At 58.1% G+C, this 25,961-nt stretch carries 21 protein-coding genes, 1 tRNA gene, 1 other RNA gene and 1 pseudogene; 7 read left to right on the forward strand and 17 right to left on the reverse strand.

Going from position 1 to position 25,961, the window contains the following annotated elements; genetic code table 11:
* Positions 1–199: 199 nt before the first annotated feature.
* From EKL29_RS16415 to EKL29_RS16470, 12 genes and pseudogenes are all read right to left on the reverse strand, one after another.
* Positions 200–1,204: a glycosyl hydrolase family 8 gene (locus EKL29_RS16415; protein WP_120457999.1), complete on the reverse strand. Its 1,005-nt coding sequence runs from the start codon at positions 1,202–1,204 to the stop codon at positions 200–202.
* 67 nt (positions 1,205–1,271) lie between these two features.
* Positions 1,272–1,502: pseudogene (gene bcsD, locus EKL29_RS16420) on the reverse strand (cellulose biosynthesis protein BcsD); the annotation flags it as partial.
* A 197-nt stretch (positions 1,503–1,699) separates the two neighbouring features.
* A complete protein-coding gene (dppF, locus tag EKL29_RS16425; protein ID WP_120458001.1) occupies positions 1,700–2,722 on the reverse strand; it encodes a dipeptide ABC transporter ATP-binding subunit DppF in 1,023 nt (340 codons plus the stop codon).
* Positions 2,712–3,698, reverse strand: coding sequence for a dipeptide ABC transporter ATP-binding protein (dppD, locus tag EKL29_RS16430; RefSeq protein WP_120458003.1), 987 nt, complete (start codon positions 3,696–3,698; stop codon positions 2,712–2,714). The genes dppF and dppD overlap by 11 nt, the downstream gene beginning before the upstream one ends.
* Positions 3,699–3,709: 11 nt before the next feature.
* Complete coding sequence (dppC, locus tag EKL29_RS16435; protein ID WP_126690225.1) at positions 3,710–4,612, reverse strand: dipeptide ABC transporter permease DppC; 903 nt, start codon at positions 4,610–4,612, stop codon at positions 3,710–3,712.
* A 9-nt stretch (positions 4,613–4,621) separates the two neighbouring features.
* Positions 4,622–5,641, reverse strand: a complete 1,020-nt coding sequence (gene dppB / locus EKL29_RS16440; protein WP_033754467.1) for a dipeptide ABC transporter permease DppB — start codon at positions 5,639–5,641, stop codon at positions 4,622–4,624.
* 300 nt (positions 5,642–5,941) lie between these two features.
* The gene (gene dppA / locus EKL29_RS16445) at positions 5,942–7,552 is read right to left on the reverse strand and encodes a dipeptide ABC transporter periplasmic-binding protein DppA (RefSeq protein ID WP_120458006.1); all 1,611 of its coding nucleotides are present in this window, start codon (positions 7,550–7,552) and stop codon (positions 5,942–5,944) included.
* 916 nt (positions 7,553–8,468) lie between these two features.
* Positions 8,469–8,597: non-coding RNA, RtT sRNA (locus EKL29_RS16450), on the reverse strand.
* 33 nt (positions 8,598–8,630) lie between these two features.
* A tRNA-Pro gene (locus EKL29_RS16455) sits at positions 8,631–8,707 on the reverse strand.
* Between the two features lie 121 nt (positions 8,708–8,828).
* Complete coding sequence (gene eptB / locus EKL29_RS16460) at positions 8,829–10,520, reverse strand: kdo(2)-lipid A phosphoethanolamine 7''-transferase (protein ID WP_126690226.1); 1,692 nt, start codon at positions 10,518–10,520, stop codon at positions 8,829–8,831.
* Between the two features lie 258 nt (positions 10,521–10,778).
* Positions 10,779–11,207, reverse strand: coding sequence for an organic hydroperoxide resistance protein (locus EKL29_RS16465; RefSeq protein ID WP_120458010.1), 429 nt, complete (start codon positions 11,205–11,207; stop codon positions 10,779–10,781).
* 89 nt (positions 11,208–11,296) lie between these two features.
* The gene (locus EKL29_RS16470; RefSeq protein ID WP_126690227.1) at positions 11,297–11,761 is read right to left on the reverse strand and encodes a MarR family winged helix-turn-helix transcriptional regulator; all 465 of its coding nucleotides are present in this window, start codon (positions 11,759–11,761) and stop codon (positions 11,297–11,299) included.
* Between the two features lie 63 nt (positions 11,762–11,824).
* Here EKL29_RS16470 and EKL29_RS16475 point away from each other — a divergent pair, with 63 nt between their 5' ends.
* Positions 11,825–12,418: an HD domain-containing protein gene (locus tag EKL29_RS16475; RefSeq protein WP_126690228.1), complete on the forward strand. Its 594-nt coding sequence runs from the start codon at positions 11,825–11,827 to the stop codon at positions 12,416–12,418.
* Between the two features lie 40 nt (positions 12,419–12,458).
* Here the strand turns inward: EKL29_RS16475 and EKL29_RS16480 are convergent, their stop codons facing one another.
* The gene (locus EKL29_RS16480) at positions 12,459–12,752 is read right to left on the reverse strand and encodes an HTH-type transcriptional regulator (protein ID WP_033754453.1); all 294 of its coding nucleotides are present in this window, start codon (positions 12,750–12,752) and stop codon (positions 12,459–12,461) included.
* A gap of 525 nt (positions 12,753–13,277) precedes the next feature.
* On the opposite strand from EKL29_RS16480, the gene EKL29_RS16485 reads away from it, so the two are divergent.
* Complete coding sequence (locus EKL29_RS16485) at positions 13,278–14,879, forward strand: gamma-glutamyltransferase family protein (protein WP_126690229.1); 1,602 nt, start codon at positions 13,278–13,280, stop codon at positions 14,877–14,879.
* Positions 14,880–14,923: 44 nt separating this feature from the next.
* Here the strand turns inward: EKL29_RS16485 and metF are convergent, their stop codons facing one another.
* The 3 genes from metF to metB form a co-directional block, all read right to left on the reverse strand.
* The gene (gene metF / locus EKL29_RS16490; RefSeq protein ID WP_120458017.1) at positions 14,924–15,820 is read right to left on the reverse strand and encodes a methylenetetrahydrofolate reductase; all 897 of its coding nucleotides are present in this window, start codon (positions 15,818–15,820) and stop codon (positions 14,924–14,926) included.
* 329 nt (positions 15,821–16,149) lie between these two features.
* Complete coding sequence (locus EKL29_RS16495) at positions 16,150–18,585, reverse strand: bifunctional aspartate kinase/homoserine dehydrogenase II (RefSeq protein ID WP_120458019.1); 2,436 nt, start codon at positions 18,583–18,585, stop codon at positions 16,150–16,152.
* 2 nt (positions 18,586–18,587) lie between these two features.
* Positions 18,588–19,748 carry a cystathionine gamma-synthase gene (gene metB / locus EKL29_RS16500; RefSeq protein WP_126690230.1) on the reverse strand — a complete coding sequence of 387 codons (1,161 nt, stop codon included), beginning with the start codon at positions 19,746–19,748 and terminating at the stop codon, positions 18,588–18,590.
* A gap of 268 nt (positions 19,749–20,016) precedes the next feature.
* Here metB and metJ point away from each other — a divergent pair, with 268 nt between their 5' ends.
* Positions 20,017–20,334: a met regulon transcriptional regulator MetJ gene (gene metJ / locus EKL29_RS16505; protein WP_081137884.1), complete on the forward strand. Its 318-nt coding sequence runs from the start codon at positions 20,017–20,019 to the stop codon at positions 20,332–20,334.
* Positions 20,335–20,414: 80 nt separating this feature from the next.
* On the opposite strand, the gene rpmE is transcribed toward metJ, so the two are convergent.
* Positions 20,415–20,630, reverse strand: coding sequence for a 50S ribosomal protein L31 (gene rpmE / locus EKL29_RS16510; protein WP_033754439.1), 216 nt, complete (start codon positions 20,628–20,630; stop codon positions 20,415–20,417).
* A 232-nt stretch (positions 20,631–20,862) separates the two neighbouring features.
* Between rpmE and priA the strand changes: the two genes are divergently transcribed.
* From priA to hslV, 4 genes are all read left to right on the forward strand, one after another.
* Positions 20,863–23,058, forward strand: a complete 2,196-nt coding sequence (gene priA / locus EKL29_RS16515) for a primosomal protein N' (protein WP_126690231.1) — start codon at positions 20,863–20,865, stop codon at positions 23,056–23,058.
* Between the two features lie 145 nt (positions 23,059–23,203).
* On the forward strand, positions 23,204–24,241 hold the full coding sequence (cytR, locus tag EKL29_RS16520; protein ID WP_126690232.1) for a DNA-binding transcriptional regulator CytR: 1,038 nt from the start codon (positions 23,204–23,206) through the stop codon (positions 24,239–24,241).
* Positions 24,242–24,394: 153 nt separating this feature from the next.
* Positions 24,395–25,333: a cell division protein FtsN gene (ftsN, locus tag EKL29_RS16525; protein ID WP_126690233.1), complete on the forward strand. Its 939-nt coding sequence runs from the start codon at positions 24,395–24,397 to the stop codon at positions 25,331–25,333.
* A gap of 90 nt (positions 25,334–25,423) precedes the next feature.
* Positions 25,424–25,954 carry an ATP-dependent protease subunit HslV gene (hslV, locus tag EKL29_RS16530; protein WP_120458028.1) on the forward strand — a complete coding sequence of 177 codons (531 nt, stop codon included), beginning with the start codon at positions 25,424–25,426 and terminating at the stop codon, positions 25,952–25,954.
* Positions 25,955–25,961: the final 7 nt, after the last annotated feature.

Below are 25,961 nucleotides of genomic sequence, written 5' to 3' on the forward strand. Positions count from 1 at the left end.
CGGGATGAAACTGCCCGGCTGTTGGGCGAACGAAACCTGCACTGAAGCCCCCCGTCTGTCGTGCGAACGAAACCTGCACCAAAGCTCCCCCCACTGTTAAGCGAGCGAAACCCGCACCGGGGTTTAACAGCAGCAAAAACCCTCTGCTCAACGCCCGCTCGCGCAGCGAAGCCAGAGCCCCTGCGCAGCAGGCAAACGCTCAGCGCTTCTCCTGCAATGCCTGCCACACCAGCAGCTGCAAACTGGCGGAAAAGTAGTTCTGGTCCGGCGCAAGCCGGTCGCTGATATACCCCGTCTCGTTCAGCGTTAAATCCCGGATAGCCAGCAAGCCGCCGTCGAGGTGGTAAGGCGCGTTGTTGTTGCCCATGACATCGAACCAGGCGGGCGTCGTCAGGCGACCGTAACGCTGCCAGACGTTTTGAAACGGCACCAGACGCAGGCTTTGCGGGTCGTACCACCAGATGTTGAGCGGCACGCGAATCGCATCGTAGCTGAAGCGGCTGGAGTAGCCCACCGCTGGCGCGACCGAGCCGTCAGCATTCAGCGCCACCCAGTCGAGCGGCAGGCCCGTTTTGCCGAAATGCATCGCGCCCAGCAGATCCATGCCGTTATCAATCAAGGCGTTCCACACCTTGAGATGGCTGTGGTCGGCAAAGGTGCGCCAGGCCTCGAAAAGAAAATAAGAGGGGTTCAGCACGACATAGCTGGTCTTGTTGAAACCCTGCGCGCCCGGCAGCATCACCGTATGGCCCGCGAAGGTCACCACGTTATGCTTCACGATGGCGTGCTGAATCCGATCCGACGCCTGCTGATAGGTCTGCGAAGACCACTTATCGGCTGCGCGCTGCAGCGCCCAGGCAATAAGCACGTCGCCGTCGGAAGCGTTGTTCTTGTCCGCTACCGGATCGCTCACGTTCGGCGTATAGCGCCAGTAGAAGAGATCGTTTTGCGTATTCAACAGATGCTGGCGCGTCCAGCTCCACAGCTTATCGAACGTGGCGCGATCGTCATTCGCCACCGCCAGCAGCATGCCATAGCCCTGCCCTTCTGTATGGCTGACGTTATTGTTGGCGTTGTCGACAATACGTCCTTCCGGGGTTAAAAAGCGGCTCTTGAAGGTGCTCCAGCCGTCAGCCGAAGCCTGTGCGCTTACCATCATCACCATGAAAAAAATCACCCATCTCAGCCAGGCTGGCTTTGTCATGTCGTCGCTCCGTTAATACCGATAGTGCAGCGTATTGCCGTCGTTAAAATCCTGCGTCACCGCGACCGCCGTCCGCAGAAAGGGCATGAAGCTTCAGCAGAATTGCCGCATCTTGCGGCTGTAGCTGAACGAAACCCCAGCTAAAGCGGGCCAGCTGTAAATTCATGTCGCGCTCCCGATCCTGCGCGGTACGCGCGTCAGGCAAAGGATAGCGCGCCGCCAGCGATTCGCCCATGCTGTAGAGGAATGGCTCTGTCTCTGCTCTGTCCGCGTTTGCGCGCATCCCTTCCATCATCATGCTGACCAGATCGAACCAGCCAGGTTGATGCGTGTGATCATCAGCGAGACCGACGTCATGGTGAAATCGAAACGCTTGTCGCAAGATGGAAGCAGCCGCTCACGTCAGCGACGGTAAACGTTTATCGCTGCGGCTGGGGCTGCATCAGATGGAGTGAAGGATTTGGCAGTAAAAAGGCTCCTTACGGAGCCTCTGTTTTAAACGATCCCTTCCGCCGCGCCGACCGGCTGATTTTCATCCTGGTCGACGGCGAAGCAGGCGATCTGCTGATCGCCGTAGCGCTTCAGTTTCGGCTGTAGCTGTACGCAGGTACCGAAACGGCGGCGGCAGCGCGCATTAAAAGCGCAACCCGGCGGCGGGCTGAGCGGGCTGGGCAGTTCGCCGGTCAGCTTGATGCGCTCGCGCCGATCGTCCGGGTTAAGGCGCGGCGTGGCTGACAGCAGCGCCTGAGTATAAGGATGGCGCGGATTGTTGAAGATCGCCTCTTTGCTGCCTTTCTCAACGCAGCGGCCCAGATACATCACCATGACCTCGTCCGCGATATGCTCCACCACTGAGAGATCGTGCGAGATAAAGACGTAGGACAAGCCCATCTCCTGCTGCAAATCCATCATCAGGTTAAGCACCTGCGCGCGCACGGAGACGTCGAGCGCCGAGACCGGTTCATCGGCGATCAGTACGTCGGGTTCGAGCATCAGCCCGCGGGCGATAGCGATACGCTGACGCTGGCCGCCAGAGAACATATGCGGATAGCGATCGTAATGCTCGGTTTTCAGGCCGACCTTCGCCATCATCTCCAGCGTCTTCTCTTTACGCTCCGCCTTGCTCAGCGCGGTGTTAATCAGTAGCGGCTCCTCAAGGATCTGGCTGACTTTTTTGCGCGGATTGAGCGAACCGTAGGGGTTCTGGAACACAATCTGGATTTTCTGACGGCGCAGCGCCTGCGCCTGCGGATCGTGCTTCAGCAGATCCTGACCATGCCAGTAGAGCTGGCCTTCGGTCGGCGTTTCGATCATGGTCAGCAGGCGGCCGAGCGTCGATTTACCGCAGCCGGATTCGCCAACGACCGCCAGCGTTTTACCGCGCTCCAGATTAAAGGAGACGCCATCCAGCGCTTTCACCAGGCGCTGCTGGCCAAACAGGCCTTTCTTCACCGGGTAGTGTTTTTTCAGGTCAATCGCCTGTAGCAGGTACTCCTGCCTGGTATTATCAAGACTCATAGGTTGGTCTCCCGGCATCATCCAGCGGATAGTGACATTTGGACTGACGCCCCGGAATGTCGCGTAAGGCAGGTTCTTCTTTACGGCAGCGATCGGTGGCGTACGGACAGCGCGGATTCAACAGGCAGCCGACCGGACGGTCATATTTACCCGGCACGACGCCCGGCAGCGACGCCAGACGCGCTTTGTCGGCGGCGAATTCCGGCAGCGCGCGCAGCAGCGCCTGGGTATAGGGATGGCGCGGCGCCTTGAAAATATCGTTCGCCTTGCCGCTCTCTACAACCTGTCCGGCATACATCACGATAATGTGATGCGCGGCTTCCGCCACCAGCGCCAGATCGTGCGTAATCAGGATCAGCGCCATGTTCTCCTGCTGCTGCAGCTCAAGCAGCAGTTCGATAATCTGCGCCTGGATGGTCACGTCCAGCGCCGTGGTTGGCTCATCGGCAATCAGCAGCTTAGGCCGACAGGCGATCGCCATGGCGATCATCACGCGCTGGCTCATACCACCCGACAGCTGGTGCGGATAGACATCCAGACGCGATGCCGGATCGGGGATGCCGACCTGCGTCAGCAGATCGATTGCGCGCTGACGGCGGGTACGCCGGTTGCCGCCCTGATGCACCTTAATCGCTTCCATAATCTGGTAGCCGACGGTGTAGCAAGGGTTAAGGCTGGTCATCGGATCCTGGAAAATCATCGCCACTTCTGCGCCCACCAGCTGACGGCGCTCTTTCTCGGAGATGCGTTTCAGGTCGCGCTGGTTAAACTCCAGCTTCTCCGCCATCACTTTGCCGGGAAAATCGATCAGGCCCATAATCGCCAGCGAGCTGACTGATTTGCCGGAGCCGGACTCGCCGACGATCCCCACGACCTGTCCCTGCTCGACCTGATAGCTGATGCGGTCGACCGCGCGGAACGGTGCCTTATCGTCGCCGAAATGCACCGATAATTTATCTACATTTAATAACGCCATCTCGGTGCCTCTTACTGCTTGAGTTTCGGGTCGAGGGCGTCGCGTAAGCCATCGCCCATCAGGTTAAAGGCCAGTACGGTGAGCAGAATAACCAGTCCAGGGAAGGTCACTACCCACCAGGCGCTTTGCGCATACTGCAATACGTCGGAGAGCATGGTGCCCCACTCCGGCGTCGGCGGCTGCGCACCCATACCGAGAAAGCCCAACGCCGCCATGTCGAGAATGGCGTTGGAGAAGCCCAGCGACGCCTGCACGATCAGCGGTGCCAGACAGTTAGGCAGAATATTGACGAACATCTGACGCAGCATGCCCGCGCCCGCCACACTGGACGCAGTAACGTAGTCGCGGTTCACCTCAACCAGCACCGCGGCGCGGGTAAGACGGATATAGTGCGGCAGCGCGACAAAGGTCAGCGCGATGGAGGCGTTAACGATCGACGGACCGAAGATCGCCACCAGCACCAGCGCCAGCAGCAGACTCGGCAGCGCCAGCATAATATCCACCACGCGCATGATGATGCCGTCTACCACGCCGCCGAGGTAGCCCGCCAGCAGGCCGAACACGACGCCGAGGATCAGCGACAGCACCACCACCATACAGCCCACCAGCAGCGACAGACGCGCACCGTACATCAGACGCGACAGCACATCGCGGCCCACATCGTCGGTGCCGAGGATATAGCTCCAGCTACCGCCTTCCTGCCAGACCGGCGGATGCAGCAGCGCATCGCGGAACTGCTCTGCAGGCGCATGCGGCGCCAGCGCGCCGGCGAAAATGGCGATCAGCAGCATCAGGACCACATAGACCAGGCCGACGACCGCGCCCTTATTGCGTTTAAAATAGTGCCAGAACTCCTGGATGGGGGTCATCGGCTTAGGTGCAGCGGCTACGCTTGCGGGATCAACAACAGACATGACGCCCCCTTATTTTTTATGTCGTATGCGCGGGTTGACCACGCCGTACAGCAGATCAACCAGCAGGTTGACCAGGATAATCAGCACCGCAGTCAGCAGCACGCCGCCCTGCACTACCGGATAGTCGCGGCGTTGCAGCGCTTCGATCAGCCAGCGGCCGAGGCCCGGCCACGAGAAGATGGTTTCCGTCAGGATGGCGCCCGCCAACAGCGTGCCGACCTGCAGCCCGATCACCGTGACCACCGGCAGCATGGCGTTACGCAGCGCATGAACGACGATAACGCGCATCCGCGTCAGGCCTTTCGCGCGCGCGGTGCGGATATAATCTTCGCCCAGCACTTCCAGCATCGCCGAACGCGTCATACGTACAATCACCGCCAGCGGAATGGTGCCGAGCACGATAGCGGGCAGGATCATATGCATCACCGCATCCTTGAAATCGCCCGCCTCGCCCCAGAAGAAGGTATCGATCAGCATAAAGCCGGTGAGCGGATTGCTGTCGTCCAGGAACACGGTATCGCTGACGCGTCCGGAAACCGGCGTCAGGTTAAGCTGCACCGATACCAGCATAATCAGCATGATGCCCCACCAGAAAATCGGCATGGAGTAGCCGGTCAGGGAGATGCCGACCGCGGTATGGTCAAAGATGGAGCCGCGCTTCACCGCCGCGAGAACGCCGACCGGGATACCCACGGCGACGGCGAAGATCATGGCGCAGATGCCCAGTTCCAGCGTGGCTTTAAAGCGCGGTACGAACTCATCCCACACCGGGATGCGGCTCTTGAGCGAAATGCCCAGATCGCCATGCAGCACGCCGTAAATGTAGTGAACGTACTGTTTCCACAGCGGCTGGTCGAGGCCAAAGGCCGCCATCAGCTGCGCGTGGCGCTCCGGGGAGATCCCGCGCTCGCCCGCCATGATCAGCACTGGATCGCCGGGGATCATATGCACGAACGCGAAGGTCAACAGGGTAATGCCGATAAATGTCGGGATGACAAGTCCCAGACGTCGGAGTATGAACTGCAGCATAAGCCGGATTCTCAGTCTTTTCCCGCCGCGATAAGCGGCAGGATCTATTGCTCACAACTCGCGCTCGAGGAAATCCTCGGACGCGACGCAAAGTGCGTTTAACCGTCATCTCTCGCAGTGCAGGCGCGATAACCCTTTTCCGACGCTTACCGGAGTAAATGTCGGAGACTGGTCGGCTCGCCGCTTTCCTGCAGCGCGAAGATGTTGGGTTTTATTCGAAGAAGTTAGCCGAAAATGTGCGTCGACTGAGCGGGCAAGCACCCGCTCAGGGGCCGAACAGGTCGGCCCGGACCGCAGGCGTTATTCCTGGATATCGACGTTTTCGAAGTGGTGTTTGCCTAACGGATCGACCACGTAGCCAGAGACTTTTTTGCTCACCGGCTCATACACCGTAGAGTGCGCGATAATCAGCGCCGGCGCCTGGTCATGCATCACAACCTGCGCCTGCTTATAAAGCTCAATACGTTTATTGTGGTCCGATTCGGCACGAGCCGGCTGGATCAGATCTTCAAACGGCTTATAGCACCAGCGCGAGTAGTTGGAGCCATCTTTTGCCGCCGCGCAGCTAAACAGCGTGGCGAAGAAGTTGTCCGGATCCCCGTTGTCGCCGGTCCAGCCCATCATCACCGACTGGTGTTCGCCCGCTTTCGCGCGCTTCAGGTATTCACCCCACTCGTAGGTCACGATTTTGGCTTTCACGCCGATCTTCGCCCAGTCAGCCTGAACCATTTCCGCCATACGGCGCGCGTTCGGGTTGTAAGGACGCTGAACCGGCATCGCCCACAGGTCGATAGAGAAGCCATCCGGCAGACCCGCTTCTTTCAGCAGCGCTTTGGCTTTTGCCGGATCGTAAGCGTAATCCTGAATCGCGTCGTTATAGCCCCACATGGTCGGCGGGATCAGGTTTTTCGCGGCCTGGCCTGCGCCCTGATAAACGGCATCGATAATGGCTTGTTTGTTTACCGCCATGGTCAGCGCCTGGCGCACCTTGACGTTATCCATCGGCTTCTTCTCGGTGTTAAACGAGAGATAGCCAACGTTCAGGCCCGGCTGCTCCATCAGGTTGATTTTGGTGTCTTTCTTCATGCTGGCGATGTCGGCCGGGTTCGGGTACGGCATCACCTGGCATTCGCCCTTCTGCAGCTTGGCGTAGCGTACGGAAGCGTCCGGCGTAATAGAGAAGACCAGACGATCGATTTTCGGCTTCGTGCCCCAGAAATCCGGGTTGGCCTTATACAGAATGCGTGAGTCTTTCTGGTACTGCTGCAGCACGAACGGGCCGGTGCCGACCGGGTTCAGGTCCAGCTTCTCCGGCGTACCCGCTTTCTGCATTTTGTCCGCATACTCTTTCGACAGAATCGATGCGAAGTCCATGCCGAGGTCAGCCAGGAACGGCGCTTCTGGACGCGTCAGCGTAAAGCGAACGGTATAGTCGTCGACTTTCTCGACTTTGCCGATCAGCTTCGGCATATCCATGCCTTCGAAATATTCGTAGCTGCCGCCGGAGACGTTATGGTAGGCGTTGTTTTTATCCAGCTGACGCTCGAAAGAGAAGATTACATCGTCGGCGTTGAACTCACGCGATGGCTTAAACTCTTTGGTGGTCTGCCACTTTACGCCTTTGCGCAGGTGGAACGTGTAGGTTTTGCCGTCATCGCTGATATCCCACTTCTCCGCCAGACCAGGCTGCAGCTCGGTGGTGCCGGTTTTGAACTCAACCAGACGGTTATAGATCGGCACGGAGCTGGCGTCGTAGGTCGTACCTGAAGTGAACAGCTGCGGGTTAAAACCTTCCGGCGAGCCTTCTGAACAGTAAACGAGGGTTTTTGCCTGAACACCTGCGGCGACGGTCATAGCAATCAGGCTCAGACCGACCTTCAGCATCCTGGATTTGGCCAGGGAGTTGATCATGCTTTTACTCCATTGTGATGTGTTGTTGTGTGTATTGCCCGACCTCTGTTTTTTTTATGCGGTTCAGGCAGACCACTGATGTGGTCGAAAGTGCGGAGCGGTTCTTGTTGTGTTTTTCCGACGCCGTAGAAACTGCCGGATCACGCCGCTTCTGCAACTTTATTGACGCATCAATTTGTCAACAGTTGCAAAGAACGTCAATACAGCCGCGAGTTATTTACACAGAGTGTGAGGAATAGCAAGCAACGGTAAAAAAAAGCCTTCGCCGCTAATTGCCGGATATTGCACAGCGCTTTTACCTGCATAACCATATATCCCACTAATTCGGACGATAATTGACAGTGATTCTCACCGCTAAAAAACATAAGCGCTAACCCGATAAATGTTGAATAACTGAACGATTTAGCGTGCGTTATCGCGTCCAGGCAGTGGAAAATGCTAGGTCGCAGGCATAAGAAATTGGCATGACAATAAAAAAGGTCATAAGAAAAACGTGATGCGAAATAAGCGTCTGGGCCTGTTGCAGCGGGCGATACCCTACTAAAAGCGGGAATAATCAGATTGATCAGGCCTGAATGTCGGCAAAGGTTTATTTCAGCGGGTTTCCAGTAAAACGGTGAGAAACAGCTGAATCCAGCAGAAGCAATATTATGTCAGGAAACCGACGACGATATTTTTCTACGCGACCTGTTAACGCCTCATAAAAACTTATGCGAATAACGGCTTTATTGTGCTTATTTTTGATAAGCCGAGCGGCGTATTAAAAGGTTAACAGGGATGAAAAAGCAAAGCGTCTCGCCTCAGGGACGAAACGGCAGGAGCATATTTGAATAACGCACAGTGTTGTCACGCAAAACAGAGCATCCGTTTTATAAAGACGAAAAAAACCTGCTTTTTCAAGCAGGTTTCTTAAATCTGGTCGGTGAGAGAGGATAACGCTTATCTGCGATAAGCGCCCTTCGGGCCGTTGCTGCGCAACGTTGTCTCGCTACGCTCGGCGCAAACCTCCTTCGGAGGTTCTCATCCTCTTTTCTACAGATGAAAAAAAACCTGCTTTTTCAAGCAGGTTTCTTAAATCTGGTCGGTGAGAGAGGATTCGAACCTCCGACCCCTTCGTCCCGAACGAAGTGCGCTACCAGGCTGCGCCACTCACCGATGGGGGCGCATGTTACTGCGCCGGTTTGTAAGCGTCAACCGCTTTTTTACCATTTAGCCGCGATCGCCTGAAAAGCAACCTGTCAGTAAAATCCCTCGCCGCTCAGTCAGTTCCGACACTTTACAGCGCCCTGGCACCTGAAGAAGCTGGTGCCTGGCACCAGTTGTTCGCCGCTTTAATGCCGCCATTCGGAGAGGTGTAGCCCAGACAGCCCAGAATAGTATCGAACAGCTCAACATGACGATGCGTCTTACCGATGCGCTGCTGCGCCTGCAAACGCTCGAAATTAGCGCGGTTATTGGCATCGGCCAGATACTTGTCCGAGGCCCACACCATCATCGGCACGCGGAACTGCTCCGGCGGCGCCATCTCACGCGGCGTACCGTGCAGATGCGTATTTTCGCTAATCGACTCGCCGTGGTCAGCGGCATAAAAGACAATCGCCTTCTTGTCGCGCAGCTGATCAAGCACGCTGTCCAGCATGCTATCCACGTAAAGGATCGAATTATCGTAAGCGTTAATCAGCTGCGCCTTGCTGCAGGTCTCATCGACGCCCATACACTCCGGCTGATAGCGGGCGAAACTGCGCGGATAGCGCTGCGAATAGAGATAGTGCGAGCCTTTGGTATGCAATACTACCAGATGCTTCCCGTGCGGATAACGATCCAGCGACGCCTTAAGCTCCGGCACCAGCAGCATATCGTCAACGGACTTGCCAGCGTTACGCGGCTCTGAGCCAATCTGCTCGCGGAAGGCGAAATTATCCACTTCCGCATTATCGTAAAACCACACCTCGCTCTGCATGGCGAACAGCTCGGACGAAAAGCCCAGCTCCTTCATCACGGCAAAAATATTCTTTTCTTTAAGCGTGCGTCCCGGACTGTCCTCCGTGCCGCCCTCACGCACAAACATACAGCGCAGCGACAGCTTAGTGGAGGTATCGCACGACTCGCCGCGAAACGCCACCAGGTTCTTCTCTTTGGAAAGCTTCGGCGTAGTGTCGCGATCGTAGCCCAGCATACCCATATGATCCCAGCGCGTAGTCTCGCCAATGACGAACACCACATAGGTATCGTCGATGCCCGGCGGCGCAACATAAGTAAACTTCTTCGCCGGGTCGAGCAGCTCCTGACTGTCCAGCGTCTCATCGATATGCGTCCAGGCGAACAGCCCTAACGCGGCCAGCCAGTTCGACGGCAGATAAGAGTGGGCAACCACGCCGCCATAGCTCGGCAGATCGATATTGGTAATCTCTTCGTTAGTTTTTTGCAGCTTGTCGAAATAACGGATCGGCAGCCATACCAGCGCGACACACAATAGCATCACCAGCATCGGCTTCAGGCGCTGTCCCGGCGTACGCAGCTGCTCGATCAGCGTCTGGCTGAGATTGTTACGCCAGATCATCAGCAGCGGCAGCGCGCTGACGGCGACCATCCATACCACAAAGTGCAGGCCGACCACCTCTTTCGACAGATCAACATCGGTCGTCATGACCGATGCCACGATGCCGTAGCCAATCATTACGTTAAAAAAGGCCATGTAATAGGCGGCGGCAACGGAAATCACCACCAGCAACGTAGCCAGTACGCGATAGAAGCGCTTTCCGCCCAGCGACAGCAGACGCATCAGGAAAAAAGTGAGCACGACGATAGCCATCACTTCAGTCACAGCCGTCAGCCAGTTTGTTACGGTGGATTTGGTCAGAAAGCCGTCAAAGCGACGATAAAAGATCGGCAAATTAAGCAGAATGCCGATGTATAACGCCAGCAGCAACGAGAGCTTTTGCTGGGTTATGGTTTTTATGTAATTCATCTTAAAGGGTTTTCCCTGGAGTGGAGCATGATGTTGAACGCTATTGTGACTACCGGAACGCGGAAGAGTTCGCTTGCTTAGCGCAGAGACATGACGATTTCCTGGGGAACAGGAAGAATCTGAACGGGATCGGACGGCTCTTTCACGAGGCCGCACAGTAGAACATAAATTAACCAGTCAGGCCAGAACAGAGGATGAGGCAGGCAGGGAAAATGCGAAGAGAAGCAAAAAAGGGGCCCGCAGAGGGGCCCCTGTCACTCAGCGAATAATATTCAGCGTCACGTCGATGTTATTGCGCGTGGCGTTAGAGTACGGACAAACGATATGCGCGGCGTCAACCAGCTTCTGCGCTTCCGCCTCGTCCATCTCCGGCAGGTGGATATTCAGTTTTACTTCGATGCCGAAACCGTCTGGAATCGGACCGATACCGACTTCGCCTTCGATCCAGGCATCTTTCGGCATCGCGATTTTATCGCGGCCTGCCACGAACTTCATCGCGCCGAGGAAACAGGCGGAGTAACCGGCAGCGAACAGCTGCTCCGGGTTAGTGACTTCACCGCCTGCGCCGCCCATCTCTTTCGGCACGCCCAGCTTCACGTCCAGCACGCCGTCAGAAGAGGTTGCACGACCATCACGGCCGCCGGTGGCTTTGGCTTTTGCGGTATAAACAACTTTCTCTAAAGACATAACTTCCTCTCTGTATTAAACGATTTAATCGTACGCGATTAATAAAAGTGTAGCAGGTGTTTCGACGGGCGCGAACGCCCGGTAAATCTTTAGCGCGACTGGTTAAGGTTGTCGCGCAGCAAATCGAGTCCGTTTTTCAGCGCCATCAGCGTGTCGTTATCACAGGCGGTCGCGCACTGGACCGCCTCTGGAATAGCGCTCGCCTGGCTTTGCAGCGCGCGGCCCTGCTCTGTCAGCGTGACCACTACCTGACGTTCATCCTGACGCGAACGCTGACGGTTAATCAACCCTGCGCTTTCCAGACGCTTCAGCAAAGGCGTCAGCGTGGCGGAGTCAAGAAACAGCTGCTCGCCGATTTCAGACACGGTGAGATCGTCCTGCGCCCAAAGCACCATCATTACCAGATATTGCGGATAGGTAATGTCGAGCTGCGACAGCAGTTGTCGATAGACTTTATTCATCGCCAGGTTGGCGGAATAGAGCGCGAAGCAGAGCTGTTGATTGACCAACAGTGGCGACGCCTTCACTTTTTTGTCATTTTGGTTACTGTTCATGTCAATGAATATAGATAGCGTGCTAGATAATTGCAAGCAACTTTTTACCAGGAGGGCATGTGCATGATGGAATCTCTGGAAGAGCAGGCGCGACGCTATGCGACACGCGCGCACGCGGCAGCCGGTCAAAGGCGTAAATATACCAACGAACCCTATATCGTTCATCCCGCCGCCGTTGTGGAACTGGTGCGCAGCGTCAGCGCAGACGACGAACTGCTGGCGACGGCCTGGCTGCACGATACGGTAGAAGATACAGAGACCACTCTTGCCGATATTGAATCACACTTTGGTTCGCGCGTCGCGCAGCTGGTTGAAATGCTTACCGACAGCGCTCAGCCGCAGGCGAAAAACCGCGCCGCGCGCAAGCTGGCGCATTTTCGTCATACCGCCGACGCCTCGCCCGAGGCGCAAACCGTCAAGCTGGCCGATATTATCGATATTACGCGCGCTATCGTACGTTTCGATCCCCATTTTGCGCGGGTTTATCTGGTGGAAAAACGCGTTCAGATCGCCCTGTTGAAGCAGGGCGACGCGCAGTTATGGCGGCAGGCCAGCGCCATTATCGAACAGGGAATCGCGCAGCTTGGTCAGCCGCCCTACAGCGTGCCGGAGAGCTGGTTCGTTAAACAGACGGCGAAATACCGCAGCCTGAGCTAAAAAAAAACCCGCCGCTGGCGGGTTCTCTTTTTTCTTCTTTTTAGTCCAGTAACTGCCGTCCAAGATAGGGATTGGCATGCAGCAATTTCATCAGTTTCTGCGCCGTCGCGGAGGGGCGTGTACGGCGCGCTTCCCAGCTTTTGACTGAGGAGACGCTAACGCCCATCACTTTGGCAAATTCATCTACTTTCATACCGGTTAATTCACGCAGGCGTTGCGGCTCTGGCATAGCGGGCTGAAGCTGAATTTCAGTTGTGGCAGGTGTTGCATCACGTGTCAGTACAATCTGCTCAAGGCTGCTGAGCAATTCAAAAACGGGATCTTTTACTTCCATAGAGAACTCCTTAAAACTCACTATGAATCACGTGAAAGTAGAGGTAAAAACCAAATGGTTTACACACCGATCTTCGCAGGCTGTATCCCGCAAGAGTTTATGGTTATTGTTAGTGAAACCCTTACGGGACACAGCCTGATTCGCACCGCCTGAGAAACATGTCAGAGCAATGCATCATCTCGCCGGGATTCTAAGTATGGATAGAGACCTGACGATTTGCTGCGTGAATATTGATTATTTTTTTAGCCAAACCTGTTCTTTTTGCTATAAGCAAAACAAGCCCTTGATCACAAAAGGCAAACCTGTCTCGCCTCGCTTAAAAAAAGCGCAAAAAATGCAAAAAGTGCACAACGTTTACACTGCTACTGTACCCTATTCTGTCTAAAAAGCAGGCAAAATTCGCGCCAGAATGCAAAGCCTGTGATTTTTTCTTATTTCACCTCTTCACCCGCTTGCGACAGGTTAGATGTTGCACCACCTCAGCGCATCGTTATGGCGCAGCTGCACTCTGCTAAGGAATGAGACATGCATTCTGAGTTCGATTTTCACGCCAGCTACGCGTCGCATCGCGTTCCTGTTATGGGCCGCAATGCCGTCGCCACGTCTCAGCCGCTGGCGTCACAGGCTGGTCTGCGTATGTTGCTGCAGGGAGGAAACGCGGTAGACGCGGCGATTGCCACCGCCATGGCGTTGACGGTGCTGGAACCGACCGGCAACGGCGCAGGAAGCGACGCCTTCGCTATCGTCTGGGACGGCAGCCAGCTGCATGGTCTGAACGCCTCGGGACGCGCCCCGGCAGCCTGGCATCCTGAACGTTTTGTCGGCCGCGACCGCATGCCTGAAATCGGCTGGGAAGCCGTGACCGTGCCGGGCGCGGTGTCGGCATGGGTCGCGCTGGCGGAGCGTTTCGGCACGCTGCCGCTGACCACGCTGGCGCAGCCCGCTATCGACTACGCGCGGAATGGCTTTCCCGTCTCGCCGCTCATTGCCGAGCTGTGGCAGCGCGGCTTCGATAAGCTTCAGCATCAGCCCGGCTTCAGCGCCTGCTTTGCCCCTGGCGGCCGCCCGCCGGGCGTCGGCGAACTGTTCCGCAACCCGGCGCTGGCCGATACGCTGCAAAAGATCGCTGAAAGCAATGGAGAGAGCTTTTATCGCGGTGAGCTGGCGGAAAAAATCGCTGCCTTCGCTCGTCAGCACAACGCTGCGCTGACGCTGGAGGATCTCGACAGGCATCGCGCCACCTGGGTAAATGTGCTGTCGCAGCCGTTTGCCGGCGGCTCGGTGCAGGAGCTGCCGCCTAATGGCCAGGGGATCGCCACGCTGATTGCGCTGGGCATTCTTGAGCAGCTTGATATCGGCCGCTACCCGCCCGACTCCGTTCCCTGGCTGCATCTTTCTATTGAGGCGATGAAGCTGGCGCTGGTGGATCTGGAGCGTTACGTCAGCGACGAAGATCATCTGGAGTTTCCAGCGCAGCGGCTGCTCAGCGAGGGCTATTTGCGCCAGCGCGCGGCACTGATTGATCCTGAACGCGCAGGCGACTTCACCTTCGGCGCGCCGCAGCAGAGCGGCACCGTTTACCTCAGCACGGCCGACGCCAGCGGCATGATGGTCTCTTTTATTCAGTCGAACTTTATGGGCTTTGGGTCTGGCGTAGTCGTGCCTGAAACCGGCATCAGTCTGCAGAATCGCGGAGCGGGCTTTTCGCTTGATCCTGCGCATCCCAACGTCGTGGCGGGCGGCAAGCGCCCTTTCCATACTATTATCCCGGCTTTCGCACTCGACGCGCAGGACGCGCCGCTGATGTCGTTTGGCGTTATGGGCGGTCCGATGCAGGCGCAGGGCCACCTGCAGCTGGCGCTGCGCATTATGCTGCATAAACAGAACCCGCAGGCGGCAATCGACGCGCCGCGCTGGCGTGTGGTGCAGGGTCGTCACGTCGTGTTTGAATCCTCGCTCGAGCGCAATACGCTGGCGGCGCTGCGGCGGCTGGGCCATCAGGTGACGCTGGAGGATCCGCTGCAAGGGTACAATTTCGGCGGCGCGCAGGCGATTGTGCGCGACCCGCAGGGGTTCTATATCGCGGCGACGGAGAGCAGAAAGGATGGTCAGGCGGTGGTATTTTAAGCGTTAACGGGGCAGCGCGCGGCCGCCCCGCAAGATAAGAGAAATTACGCAGCGATAACCGGTCGTACGCCCAGCGTATGGCAAATGGCGTAGCTCATCTCCGCGCGGTTCAGGGTATAGAAGTGGAAGTCCTTCACCCCTTCGCGCGACAGGATTTTCACCATGTCCATGGCGATATTCGCGCCGACCATTTTGCGCGTCTCCGCATCATCATCCAGCCCGTCGAACATCGCGTTCATCCAGCCTGGGACGCGCACGTTGGTCATCGTGGCGAAGCGCGTCAGCTGTTTGAAGTTCGAAACCGGCAAAATGCCCGGCACGATCTCTACGTCAATGCCGGTGGCGACGCAGCGGTCGCGGAAGCGCAGGTAGCTCTCTACGTCAAAAAAGAACTGCGTAATCGCGCGGTTAGCACCCGCATCGATTTTACGTTTCAGGTTGATGAGATCGGCCTGCGCGCTTTTCGCTTCAGGATGCACTTCCGGGTAGGCGGCCACAGAAATATCAAAGTCGCCAACCTCTTTCAGCAGGGAAACCAGATCGCAGGCATACATATCCGGTTTACCGCCGCCTGCAGGCAAATCGCCGCGCAGCGCCACGATATGGCGAATGCCGCTGTTCCAGTAATCTTCCGCAATGGCGCGCAGCTCTGCGCGCGTGGCGTCGATACAGGTCAGATGCGGCGCAGCTTCCAGTCCGGTGCGATCTTTAATGCCTTTAATAATGCTGTGGGTGCGGTCGCGTTCGCCGGAGTTCGCGCCGTAGGTGACGGAGACAAATTTCGGCTTCAGGCTGCTTAAACGATCGATGGAGTGCCACAGGGTTTCTTCCATTTCGCTGGTACGGGGCGGAAAAAACTCGAATGAGACATTAATTTGCCCGTTCAGCTCTGCCAGGCTCTGATTCAGCGCTTCGCGCTGGTTGGCATGAAAGAAACTCATCCTGCTTACCTCATCAAAAACGTCGGGTTAATTTGCTGCCTGCGAACATCCATACGTTTAGACGTCCAGATGCACAAAATGAACGAATCTCATGAAGGCGTCAACAAAAAAGTGCTAACGAGGTGTGACAAATATTCAAACAAGGTGAGGGAAATTCATACAGAAAAGAGAAGAGTCTTTGACAGTCAGCGCCTTATCACAGGCAGCGGGGTCTGACCGCGACGTTACAGCAGGTTATTTAACGCGACGCGTCTCGCGCATTCCTTTACGCGAGACGCGTTGTTACAATCGCCACCTGCTCTCAGACGACGCAAGGCATTCTGAAGCCGTTACAGCAGCTGAGCGAGTCGGTGAAGATCGGACTGAATGGCGCCAGCCGTAACGTCCCGCCCTGCGCCAGGGCCGCGGATCACCAGCGGATTGTCGCGATACCAGCGGCTTTCAATCGCGAAGACGTTATCGCACGGCAACAGCGCCGCCAGCGGATGTTCCGGGCGCACCGCTTCAACGCCGACGCGCGCTTTGCCGCTGGCATCGAAACGCGCCACGTAGCGCAGCACCAGACCCATCTCCTGCGCAGCCTCCAGACGCTGTAGCATCTGCTCGTTAAGCGCTTCGCCATGCTCGAAGAAGTCGTCGATCGATCCCGCTTCACAGCCCGCCGGCACCAGCGACTCGACGCGCACCTGATCCGGCTCGATGTTGTAGCCCGCCTCGCGCGCCAGGATCACCAGTTTGCGCTTCACGTCCTGACCCGACAGGTCCACGCGCGGATCGGGTTCGGTTAACCCCTGCTGCCACGCCTGGTCCACCAGTTCGGTAAAGGGCACCGTGCCGTCGAACTGCAGGAACAGCCAGGAGAGCGTGCCGGAGAAGATGCCGCTGATAGCTAAAATAGTGTCGCCGCTGTCGCGCAGATCGCGCACCGTGTAGTTAACAGGCAACCCTGCGCCGACCGTGGCGTTATAGAGCCAGTGCCGACCGGTTTTGGTAAAGGCGTCACGGATCTGCCGCCAGGTCTGGCTGTCGGACGCGCCTGCAACCTTATTCGCGCTGATAACGTGGAAGCCATGGCTGGCGAAGTCGAGATACTGCTGCGCCAGCGGCGTGCTGGCGGTGACGTCGAGCACCACCAGATCGTCGAACGGATGCGCGCGCATCCACAGGAACAGCGACTCTTCGTCGCGCGCTTCCGCTTCGTCATCGAAGAAAGCGAGCGCGCGGCTGGCGTCAAGCCCTTCATAGCTCAGCAGGCTGCGCTGGCTGTCCGCCACGCCCGCCAGCACATACTCAAAGCCGGTGCGCGCCGAGAGCGCTTCCTGCTCGCGCGCAAACAGCTCCAGCCAGCGTGAGCCGATATTGCCTTTGCCGAACAGCATCAGGCCGATACGCTTTTCCGCGCGGAACAGCGACTGATGCAGTCCCTGAATCAGCGACTGCGTCGGGCCGACGCGCAGCACCGCCACCAGGCTGATGTGATCTTCTGACTGCCAGACGAACTCGACCGGTTGATCCTGAATCTCCTGCCAGAAGCGGTGGCTGTGCAGCGGATTGCGCGTAACGCCCGCGCCGACCAGCGCCACCAGCGCCAGCCCTTCGCGTAGCTGCAGATGCGCAGGCAGTCCCGCATCCTGCAGCAGTTGAAACACGCTGTTAACCACTTCGGCGGTATAGCAAAGCTGCAGCAGCTGACGATCCGGATGTACCCCGGTCGCCAGCGGACGCAGCTGCGCGCGCTTGAGGTGTAGCTCTACCTCTTTGTGCAGCGCCGCGAAATCGTGTTGATCCGGCACCTGAACATCAATCAGGCAGACATCGTCATGGCTGGTGACAATACGCGCGCCGGTGCCGGAAGCCAGCACGCGCTCGATACGCGTCGAGCCCTGCTCCGGCTGGTAGCTGCAGCGCAGCTGAAGATCGATATCGCTGCCGGAGACCGGCTGCAGCGTACGCGTATGCAGCACCGGCGCGGCGAGACGCGCCAGCTCGCTGGCTTCGTCGAGGCGCAGCAGCGGCAGCAGACAGGCGTCGGAGACTTTGCGCGGATCGGCGCTGTAAACCCCGGCGACATCGCTCCAGATCGTGACGCGGCTGACGCCCGCCAGCGCGCCGATCTGCGTGGCGGAGTAGTCGGAACCGTTACGCCCCAGCAGGACGGTTTCGCCCGCGTCGTTGCGGCTGATAAAGCCGGTTACCACGATACGCTGGTGCGGATGTTGCGCCAGCAGCGTTTGCAGCAGCGGCCAGGATTTGCCTTCATCCACCTGCGGCTGCGCGGCGCGCTCCGCACGCAGGAAGTCGCGCGCGTCCAGCCAGCAGGCGTCGATATCGCGCTGGCTCAGCACGGCCGCCATCAGACGCGCCGACCACACTTCGCCGTGTCCAACCACTTCAGCATAGACCGCATCCGTCATCACGCCGTCCAGCAGCGCGGCGAGTTTTTCCAGATCGCGGATAAAGCTCGCAACCAACGGTTCAGCATATTCAGCAGGCAACAGTCCGGCGATCAGCTCGCTGTGATAACGCCGTAAAGCCTGTTGCACCTGATGCGCGGCAAGGCGATCGCTCTGGCTGAGCTTCAGCCAGCTAATCAGCTGGTTGGTCGTCGAGCCCGCCGCTGAGACCACCATTAAATCGCCTGGCTGGCTGTAATCCGCCATGATGCTGGCGACGCGCTGGTAACAGCGCGCATCGGCCAGGCTGCTGCCGCCAAACTTGTGCAGCTGCTTAATACTCGGCGTTGCCGCGCCGGCTGAAATCGTCATTTTTAACCCTCGGATGCCGTCCGGAATGCATTATCCAGATCGGCGATTAAATCTTCATGATCCTCAATGCCCACAGAGACGCGCAGCAAAGTTTCGGAAATGCCTGCCGCCGCGCGCGCTTCCGCCGACATGCCGGCGTGCGTCATGGTCGCGGTGTGGGAAATCAGGCTTTCTACACCGCCCAGCGATTCCGCCAGCGTAAACAGCTGCAGCGCCTTCAGGAAGCGACGCAGCAGCGCTTCGTCACCGTCCAGTTCAAAACTCAGCATCGCGCCGAAGCCGCGCTGTTGACGCGCCGCGTATTCGTGTCCGGCGTTTTCCGGCAGAGAAGGATGATACAGCTTTTTCACCAGCGGCTGCTGTTGCAGATAGCTCACAATTGCCAGCGCGTTGCGTTGCGCCGCCGCCATACGCGGCGCCAGCGTGCGCAGACCGCGCAGCAGCAGATAGCTGTCGAAGGCCGCGCCGGTAACGCCGATATTGTTCGCCCACCAGGCCAGCTCGGTCACCAGCGCTGGATTTTTGGCTATCACCGCGCCCGCCACCACGTCGGAGTGGCCATTCAGGTATTTGGTACAGGAGTGGATCACCAGGTCCGCGCCCAGCGCCAGCGGATTTTGCAGCGCCGGACTCAGGAAAGTATTGTCGACCACGCTGACGGCTCCCGCAGCGCGCGCCGCCTCGCAGATAGCGGCGATATCCACCACGCGCAGCAGCGGATTGCTCGGGCTCTCCACCAGCACCAGCTTTGGTTTTTCCGCCAGCGCTGCATCCAGCGCCGCGCGGTTGCCCTGATCGACGAACTTCACGCGATAGGCACCGCGCTTCGCCAGGCTGTCGAACAGGCGATAGCTGCCACCATAGCAGTCGTGCGGAGCGATCAGCAGATCGCCAGGCTTCAGGAACACCGTCGTCACCAGATGAATCGCCGACATGCCGGTATTGGTCAGCACCGCGCCCGCTCCGCCCTCCAGCTCCGCCAGCGCGCGCTGCACCACATCGCGCGTTGGGTTGCCGCGACGCGAGTAGTCATGCGCGCGCGGCTCGTTGAAATCAAGGAAGTTATAGGTGCTGGAGAGATGAATCGGCGGGACAACGCAGCCATATTGCTCGTCATCATTCAAACCGCTGCGGACTGCGATGGTTGCCTGTTTACGCGTCATGGTGCTTTTGTTCCTGAAAAGAGTAATAGAGAGGCATCAGGATAACATTCCACAATTGGACGTCAATACATCTGGACATCTAAATGTCTTTGCGTATAGATTGAGCAGAATGCTATAAACCGCTAAAATTACCCCTCATTGCCTGCGTTTTGCGTCCGTTTTTGCGGCCAGGATGAAGAAACCCCGCAGTTCAAGAGGTCAGGCACGGTAAAATCGGGCATAATCCACGGATTTCCCCACTTTTAACTTTTATTGATTAAGGTAACCCATGGCTGAATGGAACGGCGAATATATCAGCCCTTACGCTGAACACGGTAAGAAGAGTGAGCAGGTCAAGAAGATCACAGTTTCTATCCCGTTGAGCGTGCTGAAAATTTTAACGGATGAGCGTACCCGTCGTCAGGTAAATAATCTGCGTCACGCCACAAACAGCGAACTGCTGTGCGAAGCCTTTTTACACGCCTTTACCGGACAACCGTTGCCGGACGACGTTGATTTGCGCAAAGAGCGCAGCGATGAGATCCCGGAAGAAGCGAAAAAGATCATGCGCGAGATGGGCATTGATCCCGATACCTGGGAATACTGATTCGCCAGATATAAAAAAACCCAGCCAAGGCTGGGTTTTTTCTTGCCGTCGAACCCGAAAGGTTCGAATGCCGTTTAATCTTATTTTTTCGCGCCTGGCACGCTGAAACGCTTGTTAAAGCGGTCAACACGGCCACCAGTTGCAACTTCACGCTGCTTACCGGTGTAGAACGGGTGGCATTTACCACATACGTCCAGGTTCATGTCGTGAGCCATAGTAGAGCGAGTGTGAATCACGTTACCGCAGGTGCAGGTGATGGTCACAGCTTCGTATTTCGGGTGAATACCTTGTTTCATGGGAGAACCTCATAAAAGGCCGTGTCGCTCTCCGTGCCAGGCTAAAACCTGCACAGCACCACACGCGGTTGAACATTAATGTTTAGGCTCTGGCGAGAGCTTTCTCACCAAAGGCGGCATACTATACAGAAAATAACCGCTTTTAGCAAATCTTCTGCAAGATACCCGCTGGTCGCGCCAGCGTGTACACTAGGCATCCCGCTATGAATCGTTGAACCGGAAAGAGATCGCTATGCCCGTCGTTCAGGTTGCCCTGCCCGTTCCGCTACCTCGTCTGTTTGACTATCTGCCGCCGCACGGCATGCAGCCGGTGATGGGCGGGCGCGTCAGCGTGCCGTTCGGCAACCGTAAAATGGTCGGCATTGTGGTGGGCTTTCGCGAACAGAGCGACCTGCCGGAAGCGCAGCTCAAACGCGTCGCCGAGGTGCTGGACAGCGAATCGCTCTATCCCCCTTCGCTATGGCGTCTGCTTAACTGGTCGGCGGGCTACTATCACTCGCCCGTCGGCGAGGTGCTGAGCCATGCGCTGCCGGTGCTGCTGCGCCAGGGAAAACCCGCACAGGAGGCGCCGCTGTGGCAATGGGTTATCACTGAACAGGGCCAGGCGACCGCGCCGGAAAGCCTGAAGCGCGCGCCGAAACAGCAGCAGGCACTGGCGGCGCTGCGCAATCAGCCGCTTTATCGTCATCAGGTCGCCGAACAGGATCTCACCGAAACGGCCTTCCAGGCGCTGCGCGCTAAAGGATTGTGCGATCTGCGCGAACACCAGCCGCAGCGGCTGGACTGGCGCGAGCGCTATGCGGTGAAAGGCGAGCGTCTGCGCCTCAATACCGATCAGGCGATGGCGGTCGGCGCGATCCGCAGCGAAGATGAGCACTATGCCGCCTGGCTGCTGGCCGGGATCACCGGCTCCGGTAAAACCGAAGTCTATCTCAGCGTGCTGGAGAATGTGCTGGCGCGCGGCAAGCAGGCGCTGGTGCTGGTGCCGGAGATCGGCCTGACGCCGCAGACTATCGCCCGCTTCCGCGAACGCTTCGACGCTCCCGTCGACGTGCTGCACTCCGCCCTGAACGACAGCGAGCGACTCGCCGTCTGGCTGCGCGCGCGCCAGGGCGAAAACGCCATTATCATCGGTACGCGGTCGGCGCTCTTTACCCCGCTGGCGCGTCCGGGCGTGATCATTATTGATGAGGAGCATGACAGCTCCTATAAACAGCAGGAAGGCTGGCGCTATCAGGCGCGCGACCTGGCGGTGTTCCGCGCGCGCGAAGAGAATATCCCGATTGTGATGGGTTCGGCGACGCCTGCGCTGGAGACGCTGCACAACGTGCGCAGCGGCAAATACCGTCAGCTCGACCTTACGAAACGCGCCGGAAACGCGAAACCGGCGCTGCAGCAGCTGGTGGATCTCAAAGGCCAGCAGCTTATCGGCGGCCTGGCGCCCGCGCTGATTGGCAAAATGCGCCAGCATCTGCAGGCGGGCAATCAGGTATTGCTGTTTCTTAACCGCCGCGGCTATTCCCCCGCGCTGCTCTGCCATGACTGTGGCTGGATTGCGGAGTGCCAGCGCTGCGAGCGTTACTATACTCTGCATCAGCAGCAGCGCCAGCTGCGCTGCCACCACTGCGACAGCCAGCGCCCGCTGCCCAATCAGTGTCCGCAGTGCGGTTCGACGCATCTGCTGCCGGTCGGCGTCGGCACGGAGCAGCTGGAGCAGCAGCTCGGCACGCTGTTTCCCGGCGTACCGGTATCGCGCATCGACCGCGACACCACCAGCCGCAAGGGCGCGCTGGAGCAACATCTGGCCGATGTCCATCGCGGCGGCGCGCGCATTCTGGTGGGCACGCAAATGCTGGCGAAAGGCCACCATTTCCCGGACGTAACGCTGGTCTCGCTGCTGGACGTGGATGGCGCGCTTTTTTCCGCCGATTTCCGCGCCGCAGAACGCTTCGCGCAGCTCTATACACAGGTCGCTGGCCGCGCCGGTCGCGCCGGCAAACAGGGCGAAGTGTTGTTACAAACCCACCATCCTGAACATCCGCTGCTGCAGTCGCTCTTGCATCAGGGCTATTTCGCTTTTGCCCAGCAGGCGCTGCTGGAACGCCAGTCGGTGATGCTGCCGCCCTGGACCAGCCATGCGCTGTTTCGCGCCGAGGATCACGATAACCAGCAGGCCGCCGAATTTCTGCAGCAGTTGCGCAATCTGCTGGATGCCAGCCCGTTGAAGGATAACGCCATGTGGCTGATGGGCCCGGTGCCCGCTTTGCAGCCAAAGCGCGGAGGACGCTGGCGCTGGCAGTTGCTGGTGCAGCATGCCTCGCGTAAGCGCCTGCAACAGCTGCTCGACGGCTCGCTGCCGCTGATCGCGACGCTGCCCGCCGCACGTAAAGTCAAATGGACACTCGATATCGATCCCACCGAGAGCTAAGCCTGCGAGCCAGATCGAAAAAAGTCGCACAAGTCACAATTTTTATGCAAATTAAGTAACAACCCAGCCGCGCAATCGTTAACAATGTGCGCGGCGTGGCTTTTTTCGGCCACAACTATCCTTTAAATGCGTCAGGAGTAGAGTGTTGGAGCAGAATCCTCAAGCGTCCGCCGCCACCATGAAAGATGTGGCCGAGAAGGCGGGCGTTTCAACCGCAACCGTCTCGCGCGCGCTGATGAATCCTGAAAAAGTCTCGGCGGCGACGCGACAAAAAGTCGAACAGGCGGTGATAGCCGTCGGTTATGCGTCGCACGGGCTGGCGCGCAACGCTCGCCGCGGCGAGACGCAGACGATTCTGGTGATTGTGCCCGACATCTGCGATCCCTTCTTTAGCGAAATCATTCGCGGCGTCGAAGTGACGGCGGCGCAGGAGGGTTATCTGGTGCTGATTGGCGACTGCGCGCACCAGAACCAGCAGGAGAAGACCTTTCTGGATCTGCTGCTGACGCGCCAGATCGACGGTATGGTGCTGCTCGGCTCGCGGATCCCGTTCGATCCCGTTAACGAGGAGCAGCGCAATCTGCCGCCGATGGTAATGGCAAACGAGTTCGCCCCGGAGATGGCGCTACCCACCGTGCATATCGACAACCTGACGGCCGCTTTTGAGGCGGTCAATCATCTGCTGCAGCTGGGCCATCGCCAGATTGCCTGCATCGCCGGGCCGGAAGAGATGCCGCTGTGCCAGTACCGCACCCAGGGCTATATTCAGGCGCTGCGCCGCAGCAACCTGACCGTCGACCCCACTTATATTGTCCGCGGCGACTTCAGCTTTGAAGCGGGCGCGCAGGCGCTGAAACAGCTGATGTCCCTCCCGCAACCGCCACGCGCGCTGTTCTGCCACAGCGATATGATGGCGCTCGGCGCGATGAATCAGGCGAAGCGCCTTGGACTGCGCGTGCCGCAGGATCTGTCGATCGTCGGTTTCGATGATATTGAGCTTTCGCGCTACTGCGAGCCGCCGCTGACCACCGTGACGCAGCCGCGCTATCAGATTGGGCGCGAGGCGATGCTGCTGCTGCTGGATGAGCTGCAGGGCAAGCGCGTGAATAACGGTTCGCGTCTGCTGGACGCCGAACTCACCGTGCGCGGCAGCACGGCACCTGAGAAGAAGCGCGAGAAATAGCCGCACTTTTCAGTTATTTTCAGTAGATTCTTAAGGCGAACACTGCTGGTCAAAGTTCCAACCCTTGAGTAACATGGCGGACTCCTTGCCGGGCGGTCTTTCAAGGCGTTTTCGCCCCGTTGGCACGATTTTTTGAAGGGTATCAGAACGAGAGTGGCACAGAGAGATTACGTAAGCCGCGGGCGTTCAACAGGGACGCGTCGCAAAAAAAGCAACACCAGCCGTGGAAAGAAAAGCAAAGGCGGTTCAGGTGTTTCCAAACTCATGGTGGGGCTGGCCGTCGCGGTGCTGGTGACCTTTGCCGGTGGTTTATGGTTCCTTGCGCATCATAAAAAAGAAGATGTGCCAGTGATCCCGGATCATAAAGCCAACGGCAACGGTCTGCCGCCGAAGCCTGAAGAGCGCTGGAAATATATTAAAGAGCTGGAGAATCGTCAGGTCACGGTGCCGACGCCGACTGAGCCGTCGGCAGGCGGCGAGATCCAGTCGCACACGCAGCTTACCGACGAGCAGCGCCAGCTGCTGGAGCAGATGCAGGCGGATATGCGTCAGTCGCCGACGCAGCTGAATGAAGTGCCGTGGAATGAACAGACCCCGGCGCAGCGGCAGCAGACGCTGCAACGCCAGCAGCAGCTTCAGATGCAGTCGCGCCAGCAGCAGGCGCCGCAAAGCGCCCCGCCGCGTCAGCCACAAACCACGCAGCAGAGCCAGCCGGCGCATCAGCCGCAGACCACGCATCAGACACAGCAGCCGAGCGCGCGCCCAACGCCGCAACCGCGTCAGACGCAGACGCAGCAGCCCGCTCCCGTCACGCGCGAGCCTGCGCAGGAGACGGCGAAGAAAGCGGCGGAAAAACCCGCCTCTTCGCAGCGCTGGATGGTGCAGTGCGGCTCGTTCAAAGGCACCGATCAGGCGGAATCGGTTCGCGCCGGTCTGGCGTTTGAAGGGTTCGAAAGCCGCATCACTACCGGCGGCGGCTGGAACCGCGTGGTGATAGGTCCCTTTAAAGATCGCAGCAGCGCCGACAGCACGCTGAAGCGGCTGCGCGGCAACGGCCATTCAAACTGTATTCCGCTCGCGGTCGGGGGTTGAAACCCGCCAAACCCGCCCCATATCTGGTTGCATGATGCGCCGCGCCTTGCCGCGCGGCGCTTTTTTTCTACTGCAACAAGGGGTCTGCCCGTGACAACAATAGTAAGCGTACGACGCAACGGACGAGTCGTGATCGGCGGTGATGGCCAGGCAACTCTCGGCAATACCGTTATGAAAGGCAACGTTAAAAAAGTGCGTCGTCTTTACAACGATAAAGTAATTGCCGGTTTCGCTGGCGGCACTGCAGATGCCTTCACGCTCTTTGAACTCTTCGAACGTAAACTGGAAATGCATCAGGGTCACCTGGTGAAAGCTGCCGTTGAGCTGGCGAAAGACTGGCGTACCGATCGTATGCTGCGTCGCCTTGAAGCGCTGCTGGCGGTTGCCGATGAAAACGCCTCGCTGATCATCAGCGGCAACGGCGACGTTATCCAGCCAGAAAATGATCTGATCGCCATTGGTTCCGGTGGCCCCTTCGCTCAGGCGGCAGCGCGTGCGCTGCTGGAGAATACCGAGCTGAGCGCGCATGATATCGTCGCGAAATCGTTAGATATCGCGGGCGACATCTGCATCTACACCAACCACAATGTTAACTTCGAAGAACTGCCGGCCAGGGCGTAAGGATTAA

Source organism: Pantoea sp. YU22, from assembly GCF_003970755.1.
Taxonomy (GTDB): Bacteria; Pseudomonadota; Gammaproteobacteria; order Enterobacterales; family Enterobacteriaceae; genus Pantoea; species Pantoea piersonii.